At 64.4% G+C, this 26,650-nt stretch carries 26 protein-coding genes and 1 riboswitch; of the genes, 11 read left to right on the top strand and 15 right to left on the bottom strand.

All coding sequences use genetic code 11. The features are described from left to right. Positions 1-882 carry an HpcH/HpaI aldolase/citrate lyase family protein gene (locus LB515_RS03155; protein WP_224706718.1) on the bottom strand — a complete coding sequence of 294 codons (882 nt, stop codon included), beginning with the start codon at positions 880-882 and terminating at the stop codon, positions 1-3. Next, on the bottom strand, positions 882-1,334 hold the full coding sequence (locus tag LB515_RS03150; RefSeq protein ID WP_224602701.1) for a MaoC family dehydratase: 453 nt from the start codon (positions 1,332-1,334) through the stop codon (positions 882-884). Before LB515_RS03150 ends, LB515_RS03155 begins: the two co-directional genes overlap by 1 nt. A gap of 153 nt (positions 1,335-1,487) precedes the next feature. Between LB515_RS03150 and LB515_RS03145 the strand changes: the two genes are divergently transcribed. After that, positions 1,488-2,609, top strand: a complete 1,122-nt coding sequence (locus LB515_RS03145) for a DUF2336 domain-containing protein (protein WP_224706717.1) — start codon at positions 1,488-1,490, stop codon at positions 2,607-2,609. Between the two features lie 16 nt (positions 2,610-2,625). On the opposite strand, the gene LB515_RS03140 is transcribed toward LB515_RS03145, so the two are convergent. The 3 genes from LB515_RS03140 to parE all read right to left on the bottom strand — a co-directional run bounded on the left by LB515_RS03140 (position 2,626) and on the right by parE (position 7,323). Then, the gene (locus LB515_RS03140) at positions 2,626-3,063 is read right to left on the bottom strand and encodes a VOC family protein (protein ID WP_224525367.1); all 438 of its coding nucleotides are present in this window, start codon (positions 3,061-3,063) and stop codon (positions 2,626-2,628) included. 81 nt (positions 3,064-3,144) lie between these two features. After that, positions 3,145-5,226, bottom strand: coding sequence for an FUSC family protein (locus tag LB515_RS03135; RefSeq protein ID WP_224706716.1), 2,082 nt, complete (start codon positions 5,224-5,226; stop codon positions 3,145-3,147). A 42-nt stretch (positions 5,227-5,268) separates the two neighbouring features. Beyond that, the gene (parE, locus tag LB515_RS03130; protein ID WP_224706715.1) at positions 5,269-7,323 is read right to left on the bottom strand and encodes a DNA topoisomerase IV subunit B; all 2,055 of its coding nucleotides are present in this window, start codon (positions 7,321-7,323) and stop codon (positions 5,269-5,271) included. Positions 7,324-7,578: 255 nt separating this feature from the next. On the opposite strand from parE, the gene cpaB reads away from it, so the two are divergent. From cpaB to LB515_RS03085, 9 genes are all read left to right on the top strand, one after another. Beyond that, positions 7,579-8,493, top strand: a complete 915-nt coding sequence (gene cpaB / locus LB515_RS03125) for a Flp pilus assembly protein CpaB (RefSeq protein WP_224706714.1) — start codon at positions 7,579-7,581, stop codon at positions 8,491-8,493. A 29-nt stretch (positions 8,494-8,522) separates the two neighbouring features. Then, a complete protein-coding gene (locus LB515_RS03120; protein ID WP_224706713.1) occupies positions 8,523-9,962 on the top strand; it encodes a type II and III secretion system protein family protein in 1,440 nt (479 codons plus the stop codon). 4 nt (positions 9,963-9,966) lie between these two features. Next, a complete protein-coding gene (locus tag LB515_RS03115) occupies positions 9,967-10,239 on the top strand; it encodes a hypothetical protein (RefSeq protein WP_224706712.1) in 273 nt (90 codons plus the stop codon). Between the two features lie 13 nt (positions 10,240-10,252). After that, on the top strand, positions 10,253-11,467 hold the full coding sequence (locus LB515_RS03110) for a CpaE family protein (RefSeq protein ID WP_095765078.1): 1,215 nt from the start codon (positions 10,253-10,255) through the stop codon (positions 11,465-11,467). Continuing rightward, positions 11,464-12,885, top strand: a complete 1,422-nt coding sequence (locus tag LB515_RS03105; RefSeq protein ID WP_140840376.1) for a CpaF family protein — start codon at positions 11,464-11,466, stop codon at positions 12,883-12,885. The genes LB515_RS03110 and LB515_RS03105 overlap by 4 nt, the downstream gene beginning before the upstream one ends. A 4-nt stretch (positions 12,886-12,889) precedes the next feature. Then, positions 12,890-13,855 (top strand): type II secretion system F family protein, encoded by a 966-nt coding sequence (locus LB515_RS28245; protein ID WP_095765080.1) that lies wholly within the window; start codon positions 12,890-12,892, stop codon positions 13,853-13,855. Position 13,856: 1 nt separating this feature from the next. Continuing rightward, the gene (locus LB515_RS03095) at positions 13,857-14,819 is read left to right on the top strand and encodes a type II secretion system F family protein (protein ID WP_224631835.1); all 963 of its coding nucleotides are present in this window, start codon (positions 13,857-13,859) and stop codon (positions 14,817-14,819) included. Between the two features lie 228 nt (positions 14,820-15,047). Next, entirely contained in the window at positions 15,048-15,521 is a 474-nt protein-coding gene (locus LB515_RS03090; protein ID WP_095765082.1) for a hypothetical protein, read from the top strand. A gap of 174 nt (positions 15,522-15,695) precedes the next feature. After that, positions 15,696-16,868: a GGDEF domain-containing protein gene (locus tag LB515_RS03085; RefSeq protein WP_224706711.1), complete on the top strand. Its 1,173-nt coding sequence runs from the start codon at positions 15,696-15,698 to the stop codon at positions 16,866-16,868. 7 nt (positions 16,869-16,875) lie between these two features. Here the strand turns inward: LB515_RS03085 and gcvP are convergent, their stop codons facing one another. The 4 genes from gcvP to LB515_RS03065 all read right to left on the bottom strand — a co-directional run bounded on the left by gcvP (position 16,876) and on the right by LB515_RS03065 (position 21,599). Continuing rightward, entirely contained in the window at positions 16,876-19,686 is a 2,811-nt protein-coding gene (gene gcvP, locus LB515_RS03080) for an aminomethyl-transferring glycine dehydrogenase (protein ID WP_224706710.1), read from the bottom strand. Between the two features lie 16 nt (positions 19,687-19,702). Beyond that, entirely contained in the window at positions 19,703-20,071 is a 369-nt protein-coding gene (gene gcvH / locus LB515_RS03075) for a glycine cleavage system protein GcvH (RefSeq protein ID WP_095765085.1), read from the bottom strand. 7 nt (positions 20,072-20,078) lie between these two features. Next, positions 20,079-21,179, bottom strand: a complete 1,101-nt coding sequence (gcvT, locus tag LB515_RS03070) for a glycine cleavage system aminomethyltransferase GcvT (protein WP_224706709.1) — start codon at positions 21,177-21,179, stop codon at positions 20,079-20,081. A gap of 149 nt (positions 21,180-21,328) precedes the next feature. Next, positions 21,329-21,415: riboswitch (glycine riboswitch) on the bottom strand. A 28-nt stretch (positions 21,416-21,443) separates the two neighbouring features. After that, positions 21,444-21,599 (bottom strand): hypothetical protein, encoded by a 156-nt coding sequence (locus LB515_RS03065; RefSeq protein WP_224706708.1) that lies wholly within the window; start codon positions 21,597-21,599, stop codon positions 21,444-21,446. 38 nt (positions 21,600-21,637) lie between these two features. Here LB515_RS03065 and LB515_RS03060 point away from each other — a divergent pair, with 38 nt between their 5' ends. After that, positions 21,638-22,642 carry a hypothetical protein gene (locus LB515_RS03060; protein ID WP_224706707.1) on the top strand — a complete coding sequence of 335 codons (1,005 nt, stop codon included), beginning with the start codon at positions 21,638-21,640 and terminating at the stop codon, positions 22,640-22,642. Here the strand turns inward: LB515_RS03060 and LB515_RS03055 are convergent. The 6 genes from LB515_RS03055 to gfa all read right to left on the bottom strand — a co-directional run bounded on the left by LB515_RS03055 (position 22,639) and on the right by gfa (position 26,634). Then, positions 22,639-23,070: a GNAT family N-acetyltransferase gene (locus LB515_RS03055; protein WP_224706706.1), complete on the bottom strand. Its 432-nt coding sequence runs from the start codon at positions 23,068-23,070 to the stop codon at positions 22,639-22,641. The two genes, LB515_RS03060 and LB515_RS03055, sit on opposite strands and share 4 nt — an antisense overlap. Continuing rightward, positions 23,070-23,861 (bottom strand): molybdopterin-binding protein, encoded by a 792-nt coding sequence (locus LB515_RS03050; protein ID WP_095765089.1) that lies wholly within the window; start codon positions 23,859-23,861, stop codon positions 23,070-23,072. The genes LB515_RS03055 and LB515_RS03050 overlap by 1 nt, the downstream gene beginning before the upstream one ends. Before the next feature lies 1 nt (position 23,862). Continuing rightward, complete coding sequence (locus tag LB515_RS03045) at positions 23,863-24,735, bottom strand: cytochrome b/b6 domain-containing protein (protein ID WP_224706705.1); 873 nt, start codon at positions 24,733-24,735, stop codon at positions 23,863-23,865. A 98-nt stretch (positions 24,736-24,833) separates the two neighbouring features. Beyond that, positions 24,834-25,505, bottom strand: a complete 672-nt coding sequence (locus LB515_RS03040; RefSeq protein WP_095765091.1) for a DUF1345 domain-containing protein — start codon at positions 25,503-25,505, stop codon at positions 24,834-24,836. 26 nt (positions 25,506-25,531) lie between these two features. Beyond that, positions 25,532-25,999 (bottom strand): YaiI/YqxD family protein, encoded by a 468-nt coding sequence (locus tag LB515_RS03035; RefSeq protein WP_224706704.1) that lies wholly within the window; start codon positions 25,997-25,999, stop codon positions 25,532-25,534. A gap of 65 nt (positions 26,000-26,064) precedes the next feature. Beyond that, a complete protein-coding gene (gfa, locus tag LB515_RS03030) occupies positions 26,065-26,634 on the bottom strand; it encodes an S-(hydroxymethyl)glutathione synthase (RefSeq protein WP_224511451.1) in 570 nt (189 codons plus the stop codon). Positions 26,635-26,650 lie beyond the last annotated feature (16 nt).

Below are 26,650 nucleotides of genomic sequence, written 5' to 3'. Positions count from 1 at the left end.
TCAGGCAAGGCTGCCCGCCGCCCTGGCGCGGGCCAATAAACGCTCGGCCAGACGCAAATGCGGCCTGTCGTACATCTTGCCGTCGATGCCGACGACGCCGGGATTCCCCGCCGCCGCGAAGGCATCGACGATCGCCCGCGATCGCGCGACCGCTTCGGCGGACGGCGTGAAGGCGGCATTGATGACCGGCACCTGCGCCGGATGGATCGCCATCTTGCCGGTGAAGCCGTCGCGCTCGGCCTCGCGGCATTCCTCCTCGAGGGCGGCCATGTCGCGGAAATCGGGAAAGATGGTGTCGATGGCGGCGACTTCGGCCGCGCCGGCCGCCAGAATGGTCGTGGTGCGCGCCAGACGAAACACGTCGGTGTAGCGGCCGCTCTCGTCGCGGGTCGCGCGCGCGCCGATCGCCGCGGACAAATCCTCCGCGCCCCAGGTCAGGCCGGCAAGCCGCGCGCTTGCGCCGGCATAGCTCGCCGCCGCCAGCACGCCCGCCGCGGTCTCGGTGATGATCGGCAGGATTCCTATGGCGCCGTCCGGAAGCCCGTTCTCGGCCTCGTGCACGCGCAGCTTTGCCGCCAGCTGCTGGACGTCCTGCCCGCTGTTCGACTTCGGCAGCATGATGCCGTCGGGCTTCGCCACGACGAGCGCCGCAAGATCGTCGTCGGTCAGGCCGGTGGAAAGATCGTTGACCCGCACATAGATGGCCGAACCCGTCCGGTCTCTTTGACTCGAGATGAACCCGGCCGCGGTCGCGCGCGCCGCCGCCTTGCTGGCGGCGGCAACGGAATCTTCGAGATCGACGATGACCACGTCGGCGCCGGCCTCGAATCCCTTTTCCAGCTTGCGTTCGGAATCGCCGGGCACGAACAGCAGCGAGCGCATCAGGCCGCCTTCCTCAGCATCATCGCCTGCCTGGTGCATTTGGCGACAAGAATGTCGTTCTGATTGTAGGCGCGGTGCTCGAACTCGACGATGCCGCGATCGGGTTTCGACTTGGAGTCGCGCACGGAGACAACCGTGGTCTCGACCCGGATGGTGTCGCCGTGGAAGACGGGATGCGGGAATACCGTTTCCTTCATGCCGAGATTGGCGACCGTGGTACCGACAGTGATGTCGTTCACCGAAATGCCGATCATCAGGCCAAGCGTGAACAGCGAATTGACCAGTGGCTTGCCCCATTCGGTTTTCGCGGCAAAGTCGAAATCGATGTGCAAGGGCTGCGGGTTCAACGTCATTACCGAAAACAGCATGTTGTCGCTCTCGGTCACAGTCTTGCGCAGCGTGTGGCGGAAGACATGGCCGACGACAAACTCTTCCAGATAAAGCCCGGCCATGGTTCGATTTCCTCCGATGTCCTTGCTTGATAGGCGTTAGCTGCGCCCCCATCAAGCCGGTTAAGAAACATGGTGAACCGTTCGTAAACCATTTGCAGCCTACCGTTCACAACGGGGCCGGGACCTTTCCGGCAAGGGCGCAGCTGGTCGGTAATGGTTGTTTCGCATTTTCTAAAGTGGATTGATACGGCAAGGGTTTCCGAGCGTGCCGCCGCCGCGAGCGCGCTGGCGCGCGCCTATATCAATTCCGATCTGCCGTTCGAGGATCGCTGTGCCGCCGAGGCGGCGCTGACGCTGCTTCTGGACGACGCTTCGTCCAAGGTGCGCCTGGCGCTTGCCGAGGCGCTGTCGATGAGCCATCACGCGCCACCGCAGGTGATCAGCGCTCTGGCCGCCGACCAGCCGGAAGTGGCGGCGCTGGTGCTCGCGCGTTCGCCGCTGCTTACCGATGCCGATCTGGTCGAGCGCGTCGCCTGCGGCCAGAAGGTGACGCAGAAGCTGATCGCCAACCGCCCGGTCGTCTCGATGTCGCTGGCGGCGGCGATCGCCGAGATCGGCGAACCGGAAGCCTGCGCCGCGCTGATCGGCAACAGCGGCGCCGAGATCGCTTCGCTGAGCTTCCGCCGCATGGCTGAGCGGCACGGCCACCTGCCGCTGGTGCGCGAGGCGCTGATTGCCGATCGGCGCCTGCCGGCCGACTGCCGGCACATGCTGCTGGTCAAGCTCGGCGAGACCCTGAAAGGTTCGCCGCTGGTGCTGGCGATGATGGGGGCGGCGCGCGCCGATCGCGTCATGCGCGATGCCTGTATGAAGGCCTCGGTCACGCTGATCGAGGGAACGCGCATAGAGGAGCATGCGGCGCTGATCGAGCATTTGCGGCTGCGCGGCGACCTCACCGCCGGTTTCATCATCCGCACCATCGCGCATGGCAAGGTGGACTTCTTCGGCTCGACCCTGGTGGCTCTAGCCCGACAATCCGAGCAACGGGTGACGGCACTTCTCGCCGGCGGGCACGACGTTGCGCTGCAGGCGCTGTTCCGCAGCGCCGGGCTTGCGCCGGCCACGCATGGCATCATCCTGAGGGCGCTGAAAGTCTGGCGCGAGGTCGCCAATGGCCGGCGTGTCGCCGGCGTGCAGGAAGTGAGCTGGCTGATGCTGAAGGAACTCGGCGGCCAATCGGCAGAGGGCGATCTCGCAGGGCTGGTGAAGTCGATCCATCTCGACGCGCTGCGCGAAAACGCGCGTGGGCACGCGCTGGCCATCGCCGCCGCCTAAGGACACATATCACGTCTCAGCTGAGTTCCTGGGCGAGGCCGATGAGAAGGCCTTCAGGTCCACGGATGTAGCAAAGGCGATACGCGTCCTTATACCGGACGACTTCGCCGACGAGCTCAGCGCCGCGCTTGCGGAGCCTCTCCAGCGTGTCGTCGATGTCGTCCACGGCGAACATGATCCGGAGATAGCCCAATGCGTTCACCGGGGCGTTGCGGTGATCCGCGATGACAGGCGGCCTGAGAAAGCGGGACAGCTCGAGGCGGCTGTGGCCGTCCGGCGTGCGCATCATGGCAATCTCGACATGCTGGTCGCCGAGCCCAGTGACACGCCCGGCCCACTCTCCTTCGATCGCGGCACGCCCTTCGAGTTCAAGGCCGAGCTCGCGAAAGAAATCAACCGTGCTGTCGAGGTCATCGACGACGATTCCGACATTGTCCATCCGCTTGAGCGCCATGTGTCCAACCTAAAAGTTGTCGACCAGTCCAGCAAGGACCTATGCCCGGAAAGGGCCCAAACCAGACACGTCCCGAGGTGGTTAGGCGCGACCCCTAGCGAAGAAATCCGGGTAATCTTCCATCGCCGCGGCAATGATGCGCAGCGAGGCGGCGATCTGCAGCATTTCGAGCCGATCGCTGCGTTGGGCGATGCTGGCCGCGTATTGCCTCGCCACCGCGATGGTCGCGGTCTGCGGCTCGCCCGGTTGCCGAAACAGCAATTCGCGCGCCAGGGCGCGCAGGAAATTGCCGATGGACTCGACTGTTTCATGCGGAACGGCGGAGTTCAGTTGCGCGTGGCGCAGCCGCAGCACTTCCAGTCCGACGGTGACGGCCGCGATGCTTCCGCCGAGAATGGGATCGCCCTTGCGGCCCGTCCGCTGGACCTGCGGCATCAACTGATTGATCCGGTCATAGGCGAGGCTTTCGAAGGCCGAACGGCGGGGAATGCGCTCATGCAGGCAAAGCCGGGCCAGGTCCTCGCGCATCGCCTGCGAGATGCGCTCCACGGTGACCCAGGGATCGGCGGGCAGCACGACAATGAAGACGCCGATGGCAATCAGGATGCCGACCAGGATCGAGGCCGAGCCGGCGAAGAACGGCCCGGGGTCGTAGATCATCTGCTGATGCGGGCTGAGGAAGGCGAGGAAGTTGATGGCGAAGGCGGTGGCGACGCCGACATGGCGCGGATTGGCCATGCCGAGCGCTGCGGGCACCAGGATCGGCACGACGAAGAGGGTGAACCAGCCGAAGCCCGGCAGCGCCGGCAGCGCGACCTGGCCGACAAGGAAGGCAAAAGGCAGCGCGATCAGCGTGCCGGTGAAAAAACCCCAGGCGGACTGCACGGGATCCGGGCGCGATGCGAACAAGCTGGAGACGACGGCGACCAGGATGACGGTGCCGGCGGCTTCCGACCATCTGGTCGTCAGCCAAAAAATCGCCACGAGCAACGTCGCCAGCGCTGCGCGCACGGCATTGCGCCATGCGGCCTGGTAGTCGCGGTGGACAACCAGCGCCGGCTGGCCCCGCTCGCTCGATTTGCTGGAGACAGGCGAGCGAAGCGCCTCCAGCCCGCGTATCACCTGCTTCAGCGCCTCGGCGAAATCGCCGGCGATGGTCAGTCGGGTGATGGTGCCGACCTTGTCTTCGCCGTTATCGTTGGAGCCGGTATCGTTGGGCAGTTCGGGCATCTCCCTGGCCTTGCTCGCGATCGCGTCGAGCCTTGCCACCCATGGCCCTGTGTCATCGAGCGCGCCGGGCGTCGCCGCCAGTTCACCGACGAAGGCTTTCAATTCGCTGCGCATGGGAATGAGCGCTGCGTTCTTCGGCCTGCGGTGGCTGTGCAATGCGCGCGCCGCCGAAAGCGCCCACAGAAGTTGACCGATCGTGCGCCGCACCGGATGGGCGCGGGTGGCGAAGCTCGGCGCTTCCAGCCGCGCATAGGTGCGCATCTCGGCGAGCGTCTGGGCATCGGCGATCAGCTTGCGCTGGAGCGCGGCGAGGCTCGCCGGGTCGCCGCCGGAAAAGGCGCCGCCGGCATATTCGGCAAGGTCGAGGATGCTGCGCTTCAACCTGGAAATGATAGCGTCGGCCGCGAGCTTTGGCAGGATCAACCGGCTGGTGACGCCGGCGCAGACGATGCCGAGCACGATCTCCGCGCAACGCGCGACGGCGAGGTCGACGACAATATGCGGTTGTCCGAGGGCCGGCAGGCTGATGATCATCGCCGTGTAGCCGGCAAGCGCGGCGCCGTAGGCTTCCGGATTGCGCAACAGCGACGAGACCAGCGTGCAGACGCCGATCCAGAGCGCCAGCACGGTGACAAGCAGCCACGGGTCGGCGCCGAACAGTGAAGTGATGCCGACTGCGGCGAGACCGCCGGCCAGCGTGCCGAGCAGCCGGTAGAAGCCCTTTGCCAGCACCATGCCGGCGACCGGCTGCGCGACGATGAACACCGTCATCATCGCCCATTGCGGATGATCGAGCTTCAGCGCATAGGCGGCAAGCAGCGCGACCAGTCCGGCCGAAACCGTGCGTAGGGCAAAAATCCAGTCCGAACGGGTCGGCTGCGTCAGACCGCTTAAGGGCCTCTCGACAAGCTCTTTAAACCGCGTCCAGGTCACACCGGTTCTCCGTGCCGGAGCCTGTTATGGACCGGACGGCGTTCAGATATCCAGCACGTCCGTCTCGGCGAATTCGGCGCGCTCCTGGATGAAGCGGAAACGCGCCTCGGGCTTGGTGCCCATCAGCGCGTCGACGGCATCCTTGGTGGCCTGCTCGGCGTCGATCACGTCGACCCTCAAAAGCGTGCGCTTCCTCGGATCCATCGTGGTCTCCTTGAGCTGTGAGGCCATCATCTCGCCCAGGCCCTTGAAGCGGCCGATCTCGACCTTGCCGCGCCCGGTGAACTCGGTGCGCAGCAGTTCGTCCTTGTGCGCGTCGTCGCGGGCATAGCCGACCTTGCCGCCTTGCCGGATCGAATAGAGCGGCGGCACGGCCATGTAGAGGTGGCCGCCGCGGATCAGGTTCGGCATCTCCTGATAGAAGAAGGTGATCAGCAACGAAGCGATGTGCGCGCCGTCGACGTCGGCGTCAGTCATGATGATCACGCGGTCGTAGCGCAGATCCTCGTCGCGATATTTCGAACGCGTGCCGCAGCCGAGCGCCTGGATGAGATCGGAAATCTGCTGGTTGGCGGCAAGCTTGTCGTTGCCGGCGGAAGCGACGTTGAGGATCTTGCCGCGCAGCGGCAGCACTGCCTGGCTGGCGCGGTCGCGCGCCTGCTTGGCCGAGCCGCCGGCCGAGTCGCCCTCGACGATGAAGATCTCGGCACCGGCGGCGGCGTTCTGCGTGCAGTCGGCAAGCTTTCCCGGAAGGCGCAGCTTGCGCACCGCGCTCTTGCGGGAGACTTCCTTTTCCTGGCGGCGCCGCACGCGTTCGTCGGCGCGCGCGATGACCCAGTCCAGAAGCTTAGAGGCTTCCTGCGGATTGTCTGCCAGCCAGTGGTCGAACGGGTCGCGAAGGGCGTTTTCGACGATGCGCATCGCCTCGATCGTCGCCAGCCTGTCTTTGGTCTGGCCGACGAATTCCGGCTCGCGGATGAACACCGACAGCATGCCGGCGGCCGAGATCATCACGTCGTCGGTGGTGATGATCGAAGCGCGCTTGTTGCCGATGAGGTCGGCATAGGCGCGCAGTCCGCGCGTCAGCACGTTGCGGAAGCCGGCCTCATGCGTGCCGCCTTCGGGGGTCGGAATGGTGTTGCAATAGGAGTTGAGGAAACCGTCGCCGCCGAACCAGGTCACAGCCCATTCGAGCGAACCGTGGCCGCCCTGCTTGTCGCTCTTCCCGGCGAAAACCTCGCGCGTGACCTGGAATTCGTCGCCCAGCGTCGCCTTGAGATAGTCCTTCAGGCCGCCGGGGAAATGGAACTCGGCCTTTGCCGGCGTCTGATCCTTGTCCTTGATCAGCGACGGATCGCAGGTCCAGCGGATCTCGACGCCGCCGAACAGATAGGCCTTCGAGCGCGTCATGCGGTAAAGGCGCGCCGGTTCGAAGGCGGCGCCCTTGCCGAAAATCTGCTCGTCAGGATGGAAACGGGTCTTCGTGCCGCGGCGGTTGTGGACCTCGCCGAGATGCTCCAATCCACTGACCGGGACGCCGCGCGAAAAACGCTGCCGGTAGAGCTGACGACCCCGCGCGACCTCGACCTCGAGGTGGTCGGACAGCGCATTGACGACCGAGACGCCGACGCCGTGCAAGCCGCCGGAGGTCTCATAGACCTTGGAGTCGAACTTTCCGCCCGAATGCAGCGTCGTCATGATGACTTCGAGCGCCGGCTTCTTGAATTTCGGATGCGGATCGACCGGGATGCCGCGGCCGTTATCGGTGACGGTCAGGAACCCGTCGGCGGAAAGCTCGACGTCGATGAAAGTGGCGTGGCCCGCTACCGCTTCGTCCATCGAATTGTCGATGACCTCGGCGAACAGGTGATGCATCGCCTTGTCGTCGGTGCCGCCGATATACATGCCCGGACGGCGGCGCACCGGCTCGAGCCCTTCCAGCACCTCGATATCGGCGGCGCTGTAGCCCTCGCTGCCGTCGCGGGCGGCGGTCGTACGCTTCGCGGCCTGCACCAGCGGATCGGCGGGCCGCGAGGGCGCGCGCACCGGCTGTGCCGGCTTTTCCATCTTGCCGAAGAGGTCGTTGCTGTCGTCCATGCTGGGCCTAGCGTCCGGTAATGCGAATCATTCCTCGATACTGCCACGCTTTTGGCGGGCGAACGAGTTCCTGTTCCGTTCAGGGATTCAAACTGTCTCTTATTCCAAAACCATTCGATAACCAAGCCGGCCGAAATAGGGCGATCGGCGGGTCGTGGGATTCCTGATTCTTTAACATTAACGCCTAGCGTGAGACCCAACTAACAAAAGACCACGGGCGTCAGGGGTTCCATTGTGAGGGGCAAGGCCATAACCATGATCGGCATCGCCGCCGTTTTCGGCGCGATCTCGATCTTTGCGGCGGATTTCTGGGTCAAGAGCCAGGCGAAGGCTCAGGCCGAGGTCAAGGTCGTCGTGGCGCCGCAGCAGCCGAAGGTCGAGTTCAAGACCATCGTGGTGGCGCAAGCGCCGCTGCGCTACGGCATGGAGCTTGGACGGCCGCAACTCGCCGAGATTCCGTGGCCGCAGGATTCGCTGCCGCAGGGCGCTTTCCCGACGATCGACAAGCTGCTTGCGGACGGCAGCCGGGTCGTGCTGTCGCCGATCGAGGTCAACGAACCGGTGCTGCTCACCAAGCTGTCGGGACCGAACGGCCGCGCCACGCTTTCCAACATGCTGTCGGCGGGAATGCGGGCCGTCACCATCCGCACCGACGAGATCGCCGGCGTCGGCGGCTTCATCACGCCGGGAGACCGCGTCGACGTCGTGCTGACGCGCGATGCTGGGGACATCCAGGAAGTGTCCAAGAATGCTCAAGGGGCTGCCGGCTCGACCGTTACGTCCGAGATCGTTGTCTCCGATGCCAAGGTGCTCTCGGTCGGACAGGGCGCCGATGAACGCAAGACCGAGCCGCAAGTCGCCAATTCGGTGACCATCGAGGTGACCAACGACGGGGCGCAGAAGGTGGCGCTTGCCCGCACCGTCGGCACGCTGTCGTTGTCGCTGCGGTCGGCCGCCGACGCAACTGCCAGCAATGGCGGGCTCACGACCATCTCGTCCTTCGGCGGCTCGGTTGCCGCAAATGCGCAGGCGAGCGCCGCCTCGCTCGTCAATGCGGTGACGAAGGACCAGGACGAGCCGAAATTCAAGACGGTGATCGTGACGCGCGGCGACAAGGTCGAGGAATACAAGGTTCCTTCGCGGCAGCCGCCGCAGGAACTGCAGCAATAGCCGGTGGGGACCGGCGGGGACGGGGCAAGATGTTCGGGTTTGATGCATTTCGGCCGACCGGGGGATGGCGTCTTCTCGGCGTGATTGCGCTGGCGGCGACAGTGCTTGGCGTCGCCGCGCCGGCAAGGGCTGGCAATGACGTCGTCTATGTCTCGGCGAACAAGAACGCCTCGATCAAGGTCGCCAAGGGCAAGCCGAAGACGATCATGACGAGCGCCGCCTTCTACCAGATCGTCATCGGCGACCCGGAGATCGCCAACGTCAACCCGCTGACCGATAAATCCTTCTATGTGCTGGGCAACAACCTGGGTACCACCGGCATTGCCCTGTTCGACCAGAACAAGCAGCTTGTCGGCACCATCGACATCGAGGTGACGCTGGATACCGACCAGTTGGCCAGCACCATCCGCGCCAGCGTGCCCGACGCCAAGATCAAGGTTGGCTCGGCAAACGGGCGCGTCGTGCTGTCGGGCGAAGCCGATGATGCTGTCGCCGCCGACAAAGCCAGCAAGATCGCGTCACGCTTTTCCGGCAATGAGGAAGTCATCAACTCGGTCAACATCTCGTCCTCGCAGCAGGTGCAGCTCAATGTCCGCTTCGTCGAGATCAACCGCCAGGCGGGGCAGGATCTCGGCGCTAAATACGCAGCCAATTTCGCCTATGGCATCGGCAACCGCAAAGTCGTGCTGAACCCGGATGGAGGAGACCTGACGGCTGCGGGAACAGGCGAGATCATCGGCAGCCTGCTGTCGAACGGCGTTTCCATCGACATCGCCATCAAGGCGCTGGAGGAACGCGGTCTGGCGCGGCGGCTGGCGGAGCCGAACCTGATCGCGCGTTCGGGCCAGACGGCGAGCTTCCTTGCCGGCGGCGAATTCCCGATCCCGGTTTCCGAAGACAATGGCAAGATCAGCGTCACCTACAAAAAGTACGGCGTAGGCCTCGATTTCACGCCGACGGTACTGAAGGACGGGCTGGTCAGCCTCGACATCGCGCCGGAAGTGTCCTCGATCGACCCGTCCGCTTCCATCCAGGTCAGCAGCGGCATTTCCATTCCGGCCTTCATCGTGCGCCGCGCCAGGACATCGGTCGACCTCAAGAACGGCCAGAGCTTCATGATCGCCGGCCTCCTGCAGTCGCAGAACGACATCACGACATCGCGGGTGCCGGGGATCGGCAAGCTGCCGGTGCTCGGCCCGCTGTTTTCCTCGAAGTCCTATCAGCGGCGCGAAACCGATCTGGTGATCATCGTCACGCCTTACCTGGTCAAGCCGGTCGATCCCTCGAAGAAGATGGTCGAGCCGACCGACGGTACCCAGCCGGCAAGTCCCGCCGACTATTTCCTGAACAATACCGAAGAAGTGAACGCCTCGGCGTCAAAGCGTCCGGTGGCGCTGGCAGACGGCAGCGTTGCCCGCCCGGTGGCTGCCGCCACGTCCGGCCACTTCCTCGATCTGCCAAAGGATTAAGGCCATGCGCATCCCCCTTTGCATCGCTCTGCTGCTCGCCGGTTTCGCCGGCGGTTGCACTAGCGACGACTATGTACGCGCCGAAGGGGTGACCTTGGCGGCCGGCAACGCGCAGGCGTCCAACACCGCCATGCAGATGGTCGATCCCTGGAAGTACGGCGTTCAGAACACAAGGCTTCTGGTGCCGGCCCAGCGTCCGGGTTCCGAGAGCGCTGCCGTTGGTGCGAAGGCCGGCTCCGTGTCGTCGCCGACGACATCATCAACAACATCGAACTGATGGGCTGGCGAGGATGGCATCTGGTAGCAAGACCAAGAAGATCCTGCTCGTTTCGACGGACAGGACGTTCTTGCAGGACACGCGGACGGCTTTTGCGGCCTCCGAGGTCATCGAGCTTCTGACGCTGGAAAAGAGCGTCAACGAACTGCGCGGCGAGATCCTCGAGGCGGACTTCGGCACGGTCATCGTCGACATGGATGCAGCCAAGCTCGAGGAAATCGAGTCGCTGCAGCGCGTCATGCGGCGGCTGGAAGGCAGCGTTCCGGTGGTCGTCGTCACCCAGGAATTCAACGCGGCGGCGGTACGGATCCTGGTGCAGCTCAAGGTCGCCGATTTCCTGGTCAAGCCGATCACCACGGCCGACCTCGTGCGTTCCGTCATCCGTGCGCTGCAAGGACCGGGGCGGGAAGAGAATACCGAATCGCACATCTATACGTTCATGCCGGCAGCCGGCGGCGTCGGCACCACCACGCTCGCCTTGCAGACGGCCTTCCAGCTGCATCATTCGGTGATGCGAGGCGCCTCGACCTGCGTCGTCGACCTCAATTTCCAGCAAGGCGCCTGCGCCGAATATCTCGACCTCGAACCGCGCTTCGACATCACTGAAATCGAGAACCAGCCGGAGCGCCTCGACCGGCAACTGCTTGACGTGATGCTGTCCAAGCATGCGAGCGGGCTGTGCGTGCTTGCCGCGCCGACGCGACCCTCGGACATGCGCTCGTTCAAGACCGATGTCGTGGTGCGCATGCTCGACCTCGTGGCGGCCTATTTCGACAATGTCGTCATCGACATGCCGCGCACCTGGTTCCCCTGGACCGAGACGGTGCTGCTGGGTTCCAACAAGCTCTATATCGTCGCCGAGATGACGGTGCCCTGCCTGCGCCATACGCAGCGTCTCATCCAGGCGGTCTACGAGACCGCCGGCAAGGAAGTGAAGCCCAATGTCATCGTCAACCGCTTCGAGCAGAAGATGTTCGACAACGGCATCAAGCAGGCCGACGTTCAGGAGATACTCGGCGAGCATTTCGTCGGCGGCATCTCCAACAATTACCGGCTGGTGCGCGAGGCGGTCGACCGCGGCGTACCGCTGCACGCCATCGACCCCAACGCCAATGTCGTCAACGACCTGAAGAAGATCATCCTGCCCGAGGAGGCCGTCCAGACGATCGCCAAGTCGAGGTCGCTGTTCGGCCTGGGCAAGGGCTTGCTGAAGAGGAAGGCAGGATGACCAGCCGCTTCTCCAACCTGCAGAGCCGCGACGTCCGCCCGCAGCGGGCGCCCGAACCCGCGCCGGTCACGCACAATGCAGTGATCATCCCGACGACCCGCAAACCGGCGCCGCCCAGGCCTGAGGCAGCCCCCGCAAAGAGCGCCAACAAGGTGCTGGACGCACGCGTGCGCATCCATCGCATGCTGCTCGAGGAGATCAACCTCGTGGCGCTGGAGCGGCTGCCCCGGGATGAAATGCGCCGGCAGGTGCATGATTTCGTCTCGGAAAAGACGCGCCAGGAGCGGATGGCAATCAACAATGCCGAGCTCGACGCCCTGGTCGACGACATCGTCGACGAGATGGTCGGCCTCGGCCCGCTGGAGCCGCTGCTCAAGGACCCCGAGATCAACGATATCCTGATCAATGGCCACCAGAACTGCTTCGTCGAAAAACGCGGCAAGCTGCAGCAGGTCCACATCCCGTTTAAGGATGAGGCGCATCTGCTTAGAATCATTAATAAAATCGTCGCCGCAGTCGGCCGCCGCGTCGATGAATCGCAGCCGATGGTCGACGCCCGGATGCTCGACGGCTCGCGCTTCAACGCGGCGATCCGCCCCGTCGGCGTCGACGGCCCGCTGGTGTCGATCCGCAAGTTCTCCAAGAACAAGCTCGGCCTGCACAAGCTCGTCGAATTCGGCGCCATTACCCAGAACATGGCCGAGGTGCTGGCGGCGGCGGTGCATGCCCGCAAGACCACGATCATCTCCGGCGGCACCGGCACGGGCAAGACGACGATGCTCAACGCTTTGTCGGCCTTCATTCCGGAAGACGAGCGCCTGATCACCATCGAGGACGCGGCCGAGCTGCAATTGCAGCAGCCGCATGTCGCGCGCATGGAGACGCGTCCGGCCAACATCGAGGGCCAGGGCGAATTGAAGCAGCGCGACCTGGTTAAGAACGCGCTGCGCATGCGCCCCGACCGCGTCATCCTCGGCGAATGTCGCGGCGAGGAAGCCTTCGACATGCTGCAGGCGATGAACACCGGCCATGAAGGCTCGATGGCCACCATCCATGCCAACACGCCGCGCGATGCCATCTCGCGTCTGGAACAGATGCTCGGGATGACCGGCATGCCGATGACCGTGCAGTCGATCCGCAGCCAGATCTCCAGCGCCATCGACATCATCGTCCAGCTGACGCGCCTTTCCGACGGCAAGCGCAAGGTGACCAGCGTCGCCGAAGTGACCGGCATGGAAGGCGACGTCATCCAGATGCAGGAGATATTCCGTTTCGTGCGCACCGGCATGGAGGCGGACGGAAAGATCCTCGGCCACTTCGAGGCGACCGGCATCCGCCCGCGCTTCCTCGAGGATCTGCGCAACATGGGCATCGAATTCCCGGGCAAGTATTTCGAACCCGGCCGGCCGCAGGACTAGGCCGGTGTTCGAGGGATTCAGCCCGGTCTACGTAGTCTACGCCGCGGCGGCGCTCACCGGCATCATGATCGCCGAGGGCCTTTATCTGCTCTATGCCGGGCGCAGCGACAAGCGCACGGCCATCAACCGCCGCATGAAGCTCGCGGAGAACAAGATCAGCCAGGAGCAGGTGCTGATCCAACTGCGCAAGGAACGCGGGATCGACGGCGGTACCTCCATCTTTTCCCTCGACCGCTTCCGCGCCCTGCGCACGCAGTCCGGCATAAGCACGCCGCTGCCGAAATTCCTGACGATCACATCGGGGATCGCTCTCGCCCTGGCGCTCGTGGCGATCTGGAAGGGCTTGCCGCTCCTGTTCGGCCTTATCCTGCTTCTCTTGCTGTTGCCGGTGTTGCCGGTCATGGCATTGCGCTGGATGCGCAAGCGCCGGCACAAGCGTTTCGGGATGCAACTGCCTGAGGCGCTTGAATTGATCACGCGCGGGCTGAAGGCAGGCCATCCGGTGCCGGTGGCGATTGCCATGGTGTCGCGCGAGATGGCCGATCCGATCGGCACCGAGTTCGGCGTCGTGGCCGACGAGGTGACCTACGGCTCCGACCTGGTCTCGGCGTTGAACAATCTTTTCGACCGGGTGGGGCATGAGGACTTGCCGCTGTTCGTCACGGCGGTCTCGATCCAGAGCAGTTCGGGCGGCAATCTGCGCGAGATCCTCGATGGCCTGTCGGCGACGATCCGCGACCGCGGCAAGCTGCGCCGCAAGGTGCGCGCCATTTCGACGGAAGGGCGCATGTCGGCTTACATCCTGACCGCGGTGCCAGTGCTTCTGTTCACCGCCATCATGGTGCTGATGCCGCAGTTCTATCAGGATGTCTGGGACGTGCCGAAGACCTGGTACATGATGGGCGGCTCCATCATCTGGCTGCTGCTCGGCAACGCCATCATGTTCAAGATGTCGAATTTCAGGTTCTGAGATGGAAGACGTGATCCGCTTCCTCGCCTCGCTCGCGCCGACCTCGCTGGTGCCGTTCGCGGTGCTGCTCCTTGTGCTGGGCGGCGGCGCCGTCGCCTGGCCGCTGGTGCTCGCTAAGGGCGATCGCGGCGAGGTCAAGCGCCGGCTGAAGGTGGAGACATTGCAACCGGCCGAGCAGGCGGAGCCCGCGCCCAAGAAGAGCACCAATGCCGTGCGCGAGAAGGCGGTGAAACGGGCACAGGAGTTCTACGCCAAGAGCGATCCGGAAAATGTCGCGCGGCTGCGCCTGAAGCTCATCCAGGCCGGCTACATGGAACCGCGCGCCGTCGGCATGTTCTTCCTCATCCGTTTCGCCGCGCTGGTCGGCGCGGCGCTCGGCGCATTCTTGGTCAATCACTGGGCGGCAAGCGCCGAATCGACCATGACCAGCCGCTGGACCTTCATTATCCTGTCGGCTGCCGGCGGCTATTTCCTGCCTGGCCTGGTGCTGATGCAGAAAATTCGGGAAAAGATGCGCGAATACCGCAACGGCTTTCCCGATTTCATGGATTTGATGATCGTCTGCTCCGATGCCGGCATGAGCATGGAGGCCGGCATCGAGCGGGTCTCCAGGGAGCTTGCCAGGACCTATCCGTCGCTCAGCCAGAACCTGATCCTGGTGTCGCTGGAGTTGCGGGCCGGGCGCAGCCTCGACGACGCGCTGAAGGCGCTTGCCGACCGCCTCAGCCTCGACGAGGTTCGCTCTTTTGCGACGCTGCTGCAGCAATCCAAGGAGCTCGGCACCAGCCTGTCGGGCTCGCTGCGTGTCTTTTCCGACGAAATGCGGCACAAGCGCATGTCGCTGGCCGAGGAGAAGGCGCATGCCCTGCCGGCCAAGATGTCGGTCCCGGTGACGGTCTGTATCCTGCCGGTGGTGCTGATGATCGCCATCATTCCGATCATCGTGAAGCTGACCGCGCATTGAGTATTCAGCTGAGGCCGGTTTGCAAACGGCAGCTTCCTGCGCTCCGCCCCGGTTCTCGGAATCCGCCATTTTCGACTCGGCCTGACCTGAATCCAGGACATAGCCGTGGTTAACGCATCCTTGGCGCGCAACCGAATTTTATCTGCATTTCGGCACCGAAGCTTAATCGCTGTCCTGTATCGTTTTTCCTGAAGAACGACCCGGCAAATCGGGCGATGGGGCAGGGGCATGCGTCAGAGACTTCCCAGGGCAGCGGCGGCATTGGCGGCCGTCTTGATGATTACCGGCTGCACGACGAACAACGATGTCGACACGACCAAGACCACGGCGATCCAGCCGGTGGCCAAGGACGTCAGCGCCAACGACCTCGTTGAAGGCAAGGCGCAGTTCCGCGAGGCGAATTTCGGCCTTGCCGAACAGCATTTCCGCAAGGCGGTCGAGCTCAAGTCCGACAATGCCGAGGCCTGGATGGGGCTTGCCGCATCCTATGACGAGCTTGGCCGCTTCGACTTCGCCGATCGCGCCTATATGCAGCTGTTGAAGGTCGCCGGGCGCAAGCCGCAGATCGTCAACAATATGGGCTATTCGCAGCTTCTGCGCGGCAACAAGAAAAAAGCGCGCGCGCTGCTGCTCGAGGCCAAGGCCGGCATGGCCGATCAGACAGTGGTCGATGCCAATCTGGCGCTGCTCGACAAGGGCTGATCCTGCTCCCGCTTCGCGTATTCCGTGTGCCGTCATGGGATTTCGCCTCACATGTCGACGCTTTGTAAACCCTGTGTCGAGGTAGCATTGGGTGTCCGCCGAAAACGGTTTGCGCCGGGCGCCGCCAGTCTACATTGAGGAGCGACGGGCACCCGCTAGAGGCAGTTCTTCAGGATGTTGGATTTCAGTTCGCTCCTGCTCGCGGCGGCGCTGTCGGGTACATGCCTCAGCATCACTATGTTTGCGATCTGGCTCGCCACACCGAGGGCGCGCTTCGTGCTCACGGTCGCCTGCGGCATCCTCGTGCTCGTCGCCCATGTCGTCGCGTTCTGGCGCTATACCAAGAATGCCGATCCCTGGCTGTGCCAGGTCGTGCTCGCGCTGCTGACCCTGGGTTTCCTGGTCCTCTGCCTGTCGGCGATGCAGTATCTCGGCTTTCGCGACTACCGCCGCGCCATCGTGCCGACGCTGGCCGCGATGGCTGCCTGCGCGATCTTCACCTTTCTCGGTTTCGACGGCATCGGCTTTCAGATCACCTATGCGGCCGTGACGGCGTTGCTCGCGGCGATCGGGGCGATGTTCTGGATGAAGGGGGATCACGACCGCCGGATATTGCTCGTCGTTTCGTTCCTCAGCGGCGCCTGCGGCTTGTCCTTCGCGCTGTGTGGCCTGGCGTTGCTGACGCAGGGGCAATGGGCTCTCGGCGCCGCGCCCGACAATTGGGCGGAGCGATTGAACTCCGTTGTCGCGGTCGCCTGCATGACCGGCCTCGGCGCGCTGACGCTTTCACTGCACCATCTACAGGCGCAGATCGAGCTCAAGGCCGAAACCATGACCGATCCGCTGACCGGCCTGATGAACCGCAGGGCGCTCACCGAGCTTTACGGCGAGCGCAGCTTCGGTCCGTTCATGGCGATCGCCATGTTCGATCTTGACCATTTCAAGATGACCAACGACCTCTTCGGTCATCCCGTTGGCGACCAGGTGCTTTGCCGCTTCGCGGCGGTGATCAGGAAATATGGCAGGACAGGGATCGACGCGTTCCGGCTGGGCGGCGAGGAATTCGCGCTCGTCATGTCGCGCATGACGCCGGAAAAAGCGCATGACATTGCAAGCCGGATCGGCGTCGCTTTCGGCACCGAGGTCGTCGCGACCCATCGCGGGCCGCTGCGCAGCAGCGTCAGCGGCGGCATGGGTTTCGGGTCAATCGCGGGCCGTCCGCTCCATGAGGTGCTGGCGCAGGCCGACGCCGCGCTTTATGCGGCCAAGCGTGCCGGGCGCAACCGTGTCGTCGTTCAGGACGGAGCGGTCCAGCCCGATGCCGGGCCGGCCCTGAAGTCTGCCTGAGCAGACGCTACTCGGCCGCGCCGAGATATTCCGACAGCGGCGGACAGGAGCAGACCAGGTTGCGGTCGCCGGCGACGTTGTCGATGCGTGAGACCGGCGGCCAGTATTTCGCCGCCAGATCGGCGTCGCCCGCCGGATAGGCCGCCTCCAGTCGCGAATAGGGATGCTTCCATTCACCGGCAAGCGCTTCCGCCGCGGTGTGCGGGGCGTTGACCAGCGGGTTGTCGCTGGACGGCCACTCGCCCTTCGCCACTTTCGCCGCCTCGGCGGCGATGGCGATCATCGCCTCGCAAAACCGGTCGAGCTCACGCTTGGGCTCGGACTCGGTCGGCTCGACCATCAGAGTGCCGGCAACCGGGAACGACATCGTCGGCGCATGAAAGCCATAGTCGATCAGGCGCTTGGCGATATCGTCGACGCTGATGCCGGCGCTATCCTTGAGCACGCGTGTGTCGAGGATGCACTCATGGGCGATGCGGTCGCTTCTGCCTTTGTAAAGCAGCGGGTAGTGTGGCGCGAGCCGTGTCGCCACATAGTTGGCCGAAACGATCGCCGTCTCCGTCGCTTGCTTCAGGCCGGTGCCGCCCATCATGCGGATATACATCCAAGTGATCGGCAGGATGGAGGCGCTGCCGAAGGGCGCCGCCGCCACGGCATGCGCCGAGCCTTCGGTGACATGGCCCGGCAAATAGGGTTTCAGATGCGCCCTGACGCCGATCGGACCGACGCCCGGGCCGCCGCCGCCATGCGGGATGCAGAAGGTCTTGTGCAGGTTCATGTGGCAGACGTCGGCGCCGATGTCGCCGGGACGGGCGAGGCCGACCAGGGCATTGAGGTTGGCGCCGTCGAAATAGACCTGGCCGCCATGCTCGTGGATCAGCGCGCACAGATGACGCGCGCCTTCCTCGTAGACGCCATGCGTCGAAGGGTAGGTGAACATCAGCGCCGCGAGGTTCTTGGAATGCTCATTGGCCTTGGCGCGCAGATCGTCCATGTCGATATTGCCGTCGTCCAGGCAACGCACGACGACGACGCTCATGCCGGCCATCGCGGCGCTTGCCGGATTGGTGCCATGCGCGGAAGACGGGATCAGGCAGATGGTGCGGTGGCCTTCGCCGCGCGCGCGGTGATAGGCGCGAATGGCGAGCAGGCCGGCATATTCGCCTTGGCTGCCGGCATTGGGCTGCAGGCTGACGGCGTCGAAGCCGGTGATTTCCGACAGCCATGCCTCCAGGTCGGCGGCCATTTTGCGATAGCCCGCCGAATGGCCGGCCGGCGCGAAGGGATGCAGATTGGCGACGTTCGGCCAGCTCACCGGCATCATCTCGGCGGCGGCGTTGAGCTTCATGGTGCAGGAACCGAGCGGGATCATCGTGCGGTCGAGCGCCAGGTCCTTGTCGGCCAGCCTGCGCAGGAAGCGCATCATCTCGGTTTCGGAATGATTGTCGTGGAAGACCGGCTGGGTGAGGAATTCCTTGCCGCGCGGCTTGCCCGGCATGGAGCTGCCTTCAGCCGCGCCGGGCTTGGCGCCAAACAGGGCAGCGATCGCCTCGATATCGGCTTCCGTCGAGGTCTCGTCGAAGGCGATGCTGACATGGTCGGCATCGATGACGCGCAACAGCCGGCCGCTCTTCTCGGCGGCTTGCGCGATCGAAGCGGCCCTGCCCTTCACCTCGGCCGTGACCGTATCGAAGCGCCTCGCGCCGAGCACCGAAACGCCGGCTGCTTTGAGGCCCGAGGCGAGGCGGCCGGCCAACGCGTGGATCTGCCCGGCAATTGCCTGCAGGCCGGCTGGGCCGTGCCAAATCGCATAGGCGGTGGCCATGTTGGCCAGCAGCGCCTGTGCGGTGCAGATGTTCGAGGTGGCCTTGTCGCGGCGGATATGCTGCTCGCGCGTCTGCAGCGCCAGCCTGTAGCCCGGGCGGCCCTTGGTATCTGTCGACTGGCCGACAAGGCGGCCTGGCATCAGGCGGGTCAGCTTGTCGGAGACGGCGCAATAGGCGGCGTGCGGGCCGCCGAAGCCCATCGGCACGCCGAAGCGCTGCATCGGACCGACGGCGATGTCGGCGCCGAGCTTCGCCGGCGCATCCGTCAGCGTCAGCGCCAGCGGATCGGCGATGAAGACGACCAGCGCGCCGGCGGCGCGGGCCTTCTCGATCGCCGCCTTGTGGTCGCCATAGACGCCGAACGTGTCCGGCCAGGAGACGAGCAGGGCGGCGGTGTTGTCGTCGATCGTCTCGCCGTCGACCTCAATGTCGAGCGGCTCGGCGCGGGTGCGCACGACGTCCAGCGTCTGCGGATGCGGCGTGCCGGCAAGCGCCACCTTGGTGCGCTTGTCGCGGTGGTGGCGCAGCGCAATGCCGACGGCTTCGGCGACGGCGGTCGCTTCATCGAGCAGCGAGGCCGACGCCACCGGCAGGCCGGTGAGCTCGGCGACCAGGGTCTGGAAGTTGAACAGCATCTCCAGCCGGCCCTGGCTGATCTCGGCCTGGTATGGGGTGTAGGCCGTGTACCAGGCCGGGTTCTCGAACAGGTTGCGCTGGATGACCGGCGGCACGAAGACGCCGTGATAGCCGGCGCCGATGAAGCTCTTCAGCACCGTGTTCTTCGCCATGATCGCCGACAATTCGGCCAGCGCTTCGGCTTCGCTCGCCGGAGCGGGCAGGTTGAGCGGCAGGTCGAGGCGGATCGATCTCGGCACGGCCTGGCTGATCAACGTTTCGACGGATGGAACGCCGATGACGGCGAGCATTGCCCTGACGTCGTTGACGCCTGGGCCGATGTGGCGGGCCGAGAAGGGAATAGGTGCTGCGGTCATTTCCAGGATCCTGATATCAGCCAATATGGGCTTTGTAGGCGGCTTCATCCATGAGGCTGTCGAGCTGGCTTTCGTTGGCCAGCCTCATCTTCCAGAGCCAGCCGTCGCCGGTCGCGGCCGAATTGACCAGCGAGGGGTCGGCCGACAGGGAGGCGTTGGCTTCGGTGATCTCGCCGTCGACCGGCGCGTAGACGTCCGAGGCCGCCTTGACGGATTCGACCACGACGGCGGTGTCACCCTTGGCGAGCTTGCGGCCGATTTCCGGCAGCTCGACGAAAACGAGATCGCCGAGCTGTTCCTGCGCATAATCGGTGATGCCGACCGTAGCGACGCCGCCGTCGACGCGCAGCCACTCATGGTCTTCCGTGAAATAGGTCTTTGCCATCTGAAAATCATCCTTTGCGGTAGCGATGTGGGGTGAAGGGCAGGGGCGTGACGTCGACCGGGATTTTCGTCCCGCGGACATCGGCAAAGAGCTTCGTGCCGGCCTTGGCCAGCGCGGTGTTGACATAGCCCATGGCGACCGGGTGGCCCGCCGAGGGGCCGAAGCCGCCCGAAGCGACATGACCGGCCGGATGGCCGTCGGCGTCGATCAATGCGGCGCCCGAGCGCACCGGCTGGCGTCCATCGGGCTTCAGGCCGACGCGCTTCTGCGACGGCCCGCGCTCGATGATCGAGCGCAGCGCGTCGGCGCCGATGAAATCACCGGAAGCGCGAACTTCCTTGGGAATTGCCCACATCAGTCCGGCGCTTGCCGGGTCGATTTCCGGCGTCAGGTCCTGGCCGTGCAGGCAAAGCCCGGCCTCGAGCCGCAGGCTGTCGCGGGCGGCAAGGCCGATCCACTGCACGCGCTCGTCCCCCAGCAGCTTCGCGACCAGATCCCGCGCGTCCGCTTCCGGCAGGCCGATCTCGAATCCGTCCTCGCCGGTGTAGCCGGAGCGGCTCATGAACCAGTTTTGCTGGGGCTCGACCCCATGCATGAAGAGCAGCGAGCCGGTCTCGATGCCGGCCCGCGCCAAAGCTGCCCAGGCGTCCGGCCCCTGGATCGCCAGGAAGACGCGGTCGAGCGGATCGACCCTGGCATCGAAACCGGCAGCAAGCGCGCGCAGATGCTTCTCGTCCTCCACCGCGTTGCCGGCATTGGCCACCACCATGAACCGGTTATCGCCCAGGCGCGTCACGATCAGGTCGTCAATGATGCCGGCAGCCTCGTTGAGGAAGAAGGTGTATTTGGACTGCGAGATTTCCAGCGCGCCGGCATCGAGCGGACAGGCGCGGTTCAACAAGGCAGTGGCTCCCGGACCGGAGACCTCGAACAGCTTCATATGCGAGATGTCGAACAGGCCGGCATGCTCGCGTGTGTGAAGATGCTCCTTCATCACGCCGGGCGGGTAGGTGAGCGGCATCGACCAGCCGGCGAAGGCGCCGAAACGCGCGCCCGCGGCCTGATGCAAATCCTCAAGGGGGAGGTGTTTGGTGTCTTGGCCTGTCATGTCTTCTCCAGAGTCGCACGGCGATCGACCGCCATTGGCGGCCTAGTCGTGCCCCTCTGTCTGAAGCCTGAGAGACTCGCGCCCCGTAACTCTGTCGGCAGCGCTTACACCTTCGGCGCGGGAAGATTCCCGACTTTCCAGAGTTGTCTTTCCCGTCCACGGTTCTTTTGCCTGAGAGATTTCGGGCGATTTCCCCTTCGGCGACAGCTTGCGCTGCTCTCTCCCGCAAACAGGTAGGACTCAGTCGCCTAAGTCCTCGACGTGTCATCCATAGCCCGTCGGCGACACCTTGTCACCTCCCAGCGACATTTTAAGCGCGCCCTGCTTTTCAGCGACATGGATTGCCGACAAGGCTTCGCTAACCACGCCGTTTGCCGGTTTCTCAAGACAATGCTGATAAAGCTTGGCGGGGTAACGCACTCAGTTCGCCGGCAACGGGCGACGGGCAGGGACGGCAAATGGGCGAATTGATCATGAGCGCTCCGGTGGCGGGGCTGATCTCGAAGAACAAGATCACGGTCGAAGACGTGACGATGCTGCGGCGCGAGGCCTTCGCCGACGGCGTGGTGAGTCGCGGCGAGGCGGAGGCGCTGTTCGCGCTCGACCAGACGGCGCGCGACAAATGCGGCGAATGGGCGCCGTTCTTCGTCGAGGCGGTGACCGATTACATCGTCCACCAGGAAAAGCCGGAGGGCTATATCTCCGAGCAGAATGCCGACTGGCTGGTCCGAACCGTCTCGCGCGACGGCATGGTCGACGGCCGCACCGAGCTTGAACTGCTGGTGCATGTGCTGGAGGAAGCGAGGTCCTCCCCCAGCGAGCTCTCGGCCTATGCGCTGGAACAGGTCGCGCATGCGGTAATAGACGGCAAGGGTCCGCTGATGCATGGCGGCAGCCTGGTTCCGGGCCATATCGTTAAGGCCGAGGTCGATCTGCTGCTGCGCATCCTCTATGCCTATGGCGGCGACGGCAACATCGCCATCAGCAAGGCCGAGGCGGAGGTCCTGTTCAGGATCAACGACCGGACCGCGACAGCCGACAACGATCCGTCCTGGAGCGACCTCTTCGTCAAGGCGATCGCCAACCACGTCATGTGCTCGACCGGCTACGAGCCGCCGACGCGGGAAGTGGCGCTGCGCCACGAGAACTTCCTCGACGAGGCGGCGCCGACGCTTGGCGGCTTCTTCAGCCGGATGGTCTCGGGTGGTTTCGCGGCGATCCTCGAAGCCTATCATTCGCCCGGCGATATCGAGGCCGAATGGGAAGCCAGGAACCGGGCCGCCGAAGCGCTTGCTCGCCGCGCCGAGACGATCGACGCCAGCGAGGCCGAATGGCTTGCCGAGCGTGTCGGCGGCGGCCAGCGGCCGCTGCGCGACAACGAGCGCGCGCTGCTGACGCTGATCAAGCACGCGGCGCCGGAAATCCATCCGACGCTGAAACCGCTGCTTGAGAAAGTGGCTTAGGCGTTTCCTGCAATCGTCTTGCAAAGAATGATGTTGGAATGGCCTTCGGGCCAGCCGGTCAATTCGGCCCTGCGCTCGAAGCCGGCCTTTTCGTAGAGGCCAGGCGCCTGGAAGTCGTGGGTCGAAACCCATATCCGCAGCGAGCCGCGAGCGGCGGCTTCCGCGACGAAGGCATCGAGCAGCTTCCTGCCGAGGCCAAGGCCTCGATAGGCTTCGTCGACCCACATCAGCGTGAGCTCGGCAATGCCGGCCCAGGAATACCCGGCGGCCGCCCCGACGGCGCGGCCTTGCTCATCCCGCAGCGCAAAGACCAAAGCACGGTCGTCGCCACGACCGGTCAGCCGCCGGTTGTCTTTGTCGAGACGCTCCTCGACGGCACCAAGCTCGGCGGCTGCTAGACTATGCTCGGCCTGCAGGCGAGGGGCCATCAAATCCCGCCATACCAGTCGTAGCCATTGTCCTCCCAGTAGCCGCCGCGGCCGCCGCCGACATTGGCGAAACTGTCGACCAGCTCGATCTTGTAGATGTATTTCGGCATCTTGTAGCCGAGCTGGCGCTCGACCCGCACGCGCAGCGGCGCGCCGTTCTCGACCGGCAGGGGCTTGCCGTTCAGGCCGTAGGCAAGAATCGTCTGCGGGTGGCGGGCGTCGATCAGGTCGATGGTGCCGTAATATTTTATGTCGCCGGACAGGCTTTGCTCGATCGTGTCGAGGCAGTGGAACATGACATAGCGGGCCTGCGGCTTGACCACGGCCTGGTCCAGCACCAGCGACAATGGCGTGCCGGTCCATTTGGCGATGCAACTCCAGCCTTCGACACAGTCGTGGCGGGTGATCTGCGTGCGGCTCGGCATGTTCTGAAGCTGCTCGCGGGTCAGCGAAAGCGGCTTCTCTACGAGGCCTGAAACCTCGAGGCGCCAGTCTGCGAAATTGTTGGCGAGCAGGCCCTTGTAGGTGTCGTCGTCCGGCGCTGTAACGCCGTTCGGCCGTTGCGGCTGGCGGATATCGGCCTCGGTGAATTCCGGCGCCAGCGCGTCCCGCCCGGCAAGCAGGCGCTGCGCGCGCCAGGTCAGGCTATTGGCGTTTTCGAGGAAGCTGCGCAGGCCGCCGCCGATGCCGAGGCCGCTGTCGAATACGTCGCAACCAGACAGCGCGATGCCGGACAGGCCGAGGCTGGCGGAGGTGAGGAACTTGCGGCGGCTGATCTGGAATTTTGCCATGTCAGGCGCTCCTCTCGGTCGGCTCAACGTGCTTCGCAGGCGGGTCGGTGCGGTACCAGCCGGTGATGATCGAACGCAGCTCGTTGATCGGGCCGGCGGCGAGGATCATCAGGATGTGGACGATGAAGAAAAGCACGAGCAGCACCATGACGGTGAAGTGGATGGTGCGCGCCGTCTGCCTGCCGCCGAGGATCTCGTTGAGCCAGGGCAATACCGAATTCATGCTCGGCGACATTGCGAGGCCTGTGACGATCATCAGCGGCAAAAGCACGAAGAGCACGCCGCCATAGGCCATTTTCTGCAGCGTGTTGTATTCGCGCGTGTGGTGGAACTTCAGCTTCGCATGATCGACGATGTCGCGCGGCAGCTTGCGCAGGTCTGACACGCGAGGGGCAAGATCGCGACGGATATGGCCGTTGACCAGGCTGGCGATCAGCCAGATGAGCAGCGTCGTGGTCAGGATCCAGGCGAAGAAGAAATGCACCACGCGGGCGGTGCCGAGGTCGTAATAGGACGGGATCGTGGCCCAGGAAGGGAAGGCGCGGGGCGTCTCTTGTCCCGGGGGACCCGACCAGCCGAGCACGCCGGCTGTGTCGAAGCGATGGCCGAAGATTTCAGTGAAGCCGCGCGGACCGTTGGCGGTGTTTTCGGCGCCGATCTGGAGGATCGTGTTGTTGAACTCGAAGCCGGACTGCTTGCCGACATAGAGCTGCGGCCGCGCGTTGAAGATCTGCAGGCCGGAAAGCAGCATGAAGAACAGCGAGAAAGCCCAAATCCAGTGGGTCAACCGCGTCCAGCGCGATTGCCGGTAGATGAGGGTCGTGTCCTTGCCGTCCGCCTCGACGGCGGAATGGTTGTTGGCAACAGTGTCCATCTTGCCTCCGGCCGCCTCAAGCAAGCGGCTTCTCAGGTCATTGTCTCCCCCTCAATACGTCGCCGCACAAGGCAATGTTTCATGCGATCACGGATTTATTACGGAGAGCCCAGGCTGACCGCGAGATTGACTGCCGCCGCGACGATCACCGTGTTGAAGAAAAAGGTCAGGATCGAATGAACAAGCACGACCAGCCGCATTTGCGAGGTGGTGACGGCCGTGTCCGCCGTCTGCGCCGTCATGCCGATGACCGTCGCGAAATAGAGGAAATCCCAGCCTTCCGGCCTTTTGCCGCCCGGAAAATCGAGGCCGCCGACCGGCATCTTCTTGTGGGTTTTCTCGTCGATCCCGTCGCCATCCTTCCAATAGACGTGCGCGTAGTGCAGCGACGCCATAGCGTGGATTGTGAACCAGCCGAGCGGGATCGACAATATGGCGAAGGCGAGTTGCAGCGGATGCGCGGCATCCTTGCGATTGATCAGCAGGAACAGCGAGACGATGGCCGCGCCGACGACAAAGAGCGTGACGGCAAAGATCAGCAGCACGGGCAGGTCGGTCGCGCGCGCATTCTTTCGGAGATAGCGGCCGGTAAGGCTCGGCATCAGGGTCAGCACCAGGGCGATATAGCTTGCAAAGAACACATTGGCGCCGATCGAGTAGGGGAGCGGCCAGCGCAGCAACAAGGCAAGCAGCAGTGCCACGATACCGATGGCCGCGGCGAGGGCGAACTGCATGTGCCGATGCATCGGCGTCTTGAGATCGTCACCCATGGCCCGAGGCCCTTGAAGACGTTGGATCAGTCCGGTGTGACGGATTTGAGCGCGCGCCGCAAGATGCGGTCGAGCTCGCCCAGAAACTGCGAACGGTCCTTCGGTGTGAAGGAGGCATTGAAGCCCCGGCTTTCGCCGGTCTCGCGCAGATGCTGCTTGAGATCGCGCATCGCCACCGCCATGCCGATGGTTTCCGGGGTGAAGGGGCGGCCGGTAGGGCCGAGCACATGCGCACCTAGCGCCACCGTGCGCGCGGCAAGCGGAATGTCGGCCGTTATCACGACGTCGTTGGGCCTGGCGTTCTCGGCGATCCAGTCGTCGGCCGCATCCGCGCCTTTGGAGACGACGACGTTGCGGATCATCGGATCGCGCGACGGCCGCAGGCCGCCATTGGAGACATAGGTGACGACGACGCCGTGGCGCTCCGCGACCTTCTCGACCTCGGCCTTGACCGGACAGGCATCCGCGTCGACATAAATGATGGGGGCAGGCAACCTTATCTCCAAATGTACGAAAGGGCCGACATAAGCCGGCCCCGTCGCATGAAATTTCGCAATTGTCAGGCCGCCAAGGCTCCCGACTTCTTGGCTGTCCAAGTGGCGATATAGTCCATCAGGCCGGGGCTGAGGCAGTCATAGGGCTCGAGTCCGATCGACTTCAGCTGGCCGCGGATGCCGTCCATGCGGCTCGGATCGACGCCGGATTCGATGATCGACGACACGAAAGCGGCGAAGCCCGGCGGCGACCAGCCATCCTCCTCGAAACGTTCGGGATGGATGAAGGACAGGCCCTTGAAGGGATGGTCGCGCTCGACCGGGCCGTACATGTGGACGCCGCAGCTTGTGCAGGCATGGCGCTGGATCAGCGCCGAGGGGTCGACCACCTTGAGCTTGTCGCCGTTTTCGGTGACGGTGACGTCGCCGGTGCCGGCAACGGCCACCACCGAGAAGATGGCGCCTTCCGGCTTCCAGCACTTGGTGCAGCCGCAGGCATGATTGTGGGCGATCTGGCCCTTGACCTTCACCTTCACCGGATTGCTGGTGCATAGGCAAACCAGCGTGCCGCCGGAGAAGGATGCGCTTTCCCTCGGCAAGCCATTGTCGATCGAATGATGCAGTTTTTCAGCCATTCCCGTTTCCTCCCAT

This window comes from Mesorhizobium sp. CA15, assembly GCF_020165215.1.
Lineage (GTDB): Bacteria > Pseudomonadota > Alphaproteobacteria > Rhizobiales > Rhizobiaceae > Mesorhizobium.
Note: the sequence above shows the minus strand (reverse complement) of the source record. Positions and strands in the feature narration are given on the sequence as shown.

Excerpts from the sequence above, each read along its gene's own strand:
- parE (WP_224706715.1), bottom strand. The coding sequence starts at position 7,323 with ATGGACGACAGCAACGACCTCTTCGGCAAGATGGAAAAGCCGGCACAG.
- LB515_RS03150 (WP_224602701.1), bottom strand. The coding sequence starts at position 1,334 with ATGGCCGGGCTTTATCTGGAAGAGTTTGTCGTCGGCCATGTCTTCCGC.
- LB515_RS03110 (WP_095765078.1), top strand. The coding sequence starts at position 10,253 with ATGGCATCTGGTAGCAAGACCAAGAAGATCCTGCTCGTTTCGACGGAC.
- LB515_RS03060 (WP_224706707.1), top strand. The coding sequence starts at position 21,638 with ATGGGCGAATTGATCATGAGCGCTCCGGTGGCGGGGCTGATCTCGAAG.
- LB515_RS03040 (WP_095765091.1), bottom strand. The coding sequence starts at position 25,505 with ATGGGTGACGATCTCAAGACGCCGATGCATCGGCACATGCAGTTCGCC.
- LB515_RS03155 (WP_224706718.1), bottom strand. The coding sequence starts at position 882 with ATGCGCTCGCTGCTGTTCGTGCCCGGCGATTCCGAACGCAAGCTGGAA.
- LB515_RS03085 (WP_224706711.1), top strand. The coding sequence starts at position 15,696 with ATGTTGGATTTCAGTTCGCTCCTGCTCGCGGCGGCGCTGTCGGGTACA.
- gcvT (WP_224706709.1), bottom strand. The coding sequence starts at position 21,179 with ATGACAGGCCAAGACACCAAACACCTCCCCCTTGAGGATTTGCATCAG.
- LB515_RS03090 (WP_095765082.1), top strand. The coding sequence starts at position 15,048 with ATGCGTCAGAGACTTCCCAGGGCAGCGGCGGCATTGGCGGCCGTCTTG.
- cpaB (WP_224706714.1), top strand. The coding sequence starts at position 7,579 with ATGATCGGCATCGCCGCCGTTTTCGGCGCGATCTCGATCTTTGCGGCG.
- LB515_RS03115 (WP_224706712.1), top strand. The coding sequence starts at position 9,967 with ATGCGCATCCCCCTTTGCATCGCTCTGCTGCTCGCCGGTTTCGCCGGC.
- LB515_RS03045 (WP_224706705.1), bottom strand. The coding sequence starts at position 24,735 with ATGGACACTGTTGCCAACAACCATTCCGCCGTCGAGGCGGACGGCAAG.
- LB515_RS03050 (WP_095765089.1), bottom strand. The coding sequence starts at position 23,861 with ATGGCAAAATTCCAGATCAGCCGCCGCAAGTTCCTCACCTCCGCCAGC.
- LB515_RS03145 (WP_224706717.1), top strand. The coding sequence starts at position 1,488 with ATGGTTGTTTCGCATTTTCTAAAGTGGATTGATACGGCAAGGGTTTCC.
- gfa (WP_224511451.1), bottom strand. The coding sequence starts at position 26,634 with ATGGCTGAAAAACTGCATCATTCGATCGACAATGGCTTGCCGAGGGAA.
- LB515_RS03095 (WP_224631835.1), top strand. The coding sequence starts at position 13,857 with ATGGAAGACGTGATCCGCTTCCTCGCCTCGCTCGCGCCGACCTCGCTG.
- LB515_RS03140 (WP_224525367.1), bottom strand. The coding sequence starts at position 3,063 with ATGGCGCTCAAGCGGATGGACAATGTCGGAATCGTCGTCGATGACCTC.
- LB515_RS03055 (WP_224706706.1), bottom strand. The coding sequence starts at position 23,070 with ATGGCCCCTCGCCTGCAGGCCGAGCATAGTCTAGCAGCCGCCGAGCTT.
- LB515_RS03105 (WP_140840376.1), top strand. The coding sequence starts at position 11,464 with ATGACCAGCCGCTTCTCCAACCTGCAGAGCCGCGACGTCCGCCCGCAG.
- gcvH (WP_095765085.1), bottom strand. The coding sequence starts at position 20,071 with ATGGCAAAGACCTATTTCACGGAAGACCATGAGTGGCTGCGCGTCGAC.
- LB515_RS03120 (WP_224706713.1), top strand. The coding sequence starts at position 8,523 with ATGTTCGGGTTTGATGCATTTCGGCCGACCGGGGGATGGCGTCTTCTC.
- gcvP (WP_224706710.1), bottom strand. The coding sequence starts at position 19,686 with ATGACCGCAGCACCTATTCCCTTCTCGGCCCGCCACATCGGCCCAGGC.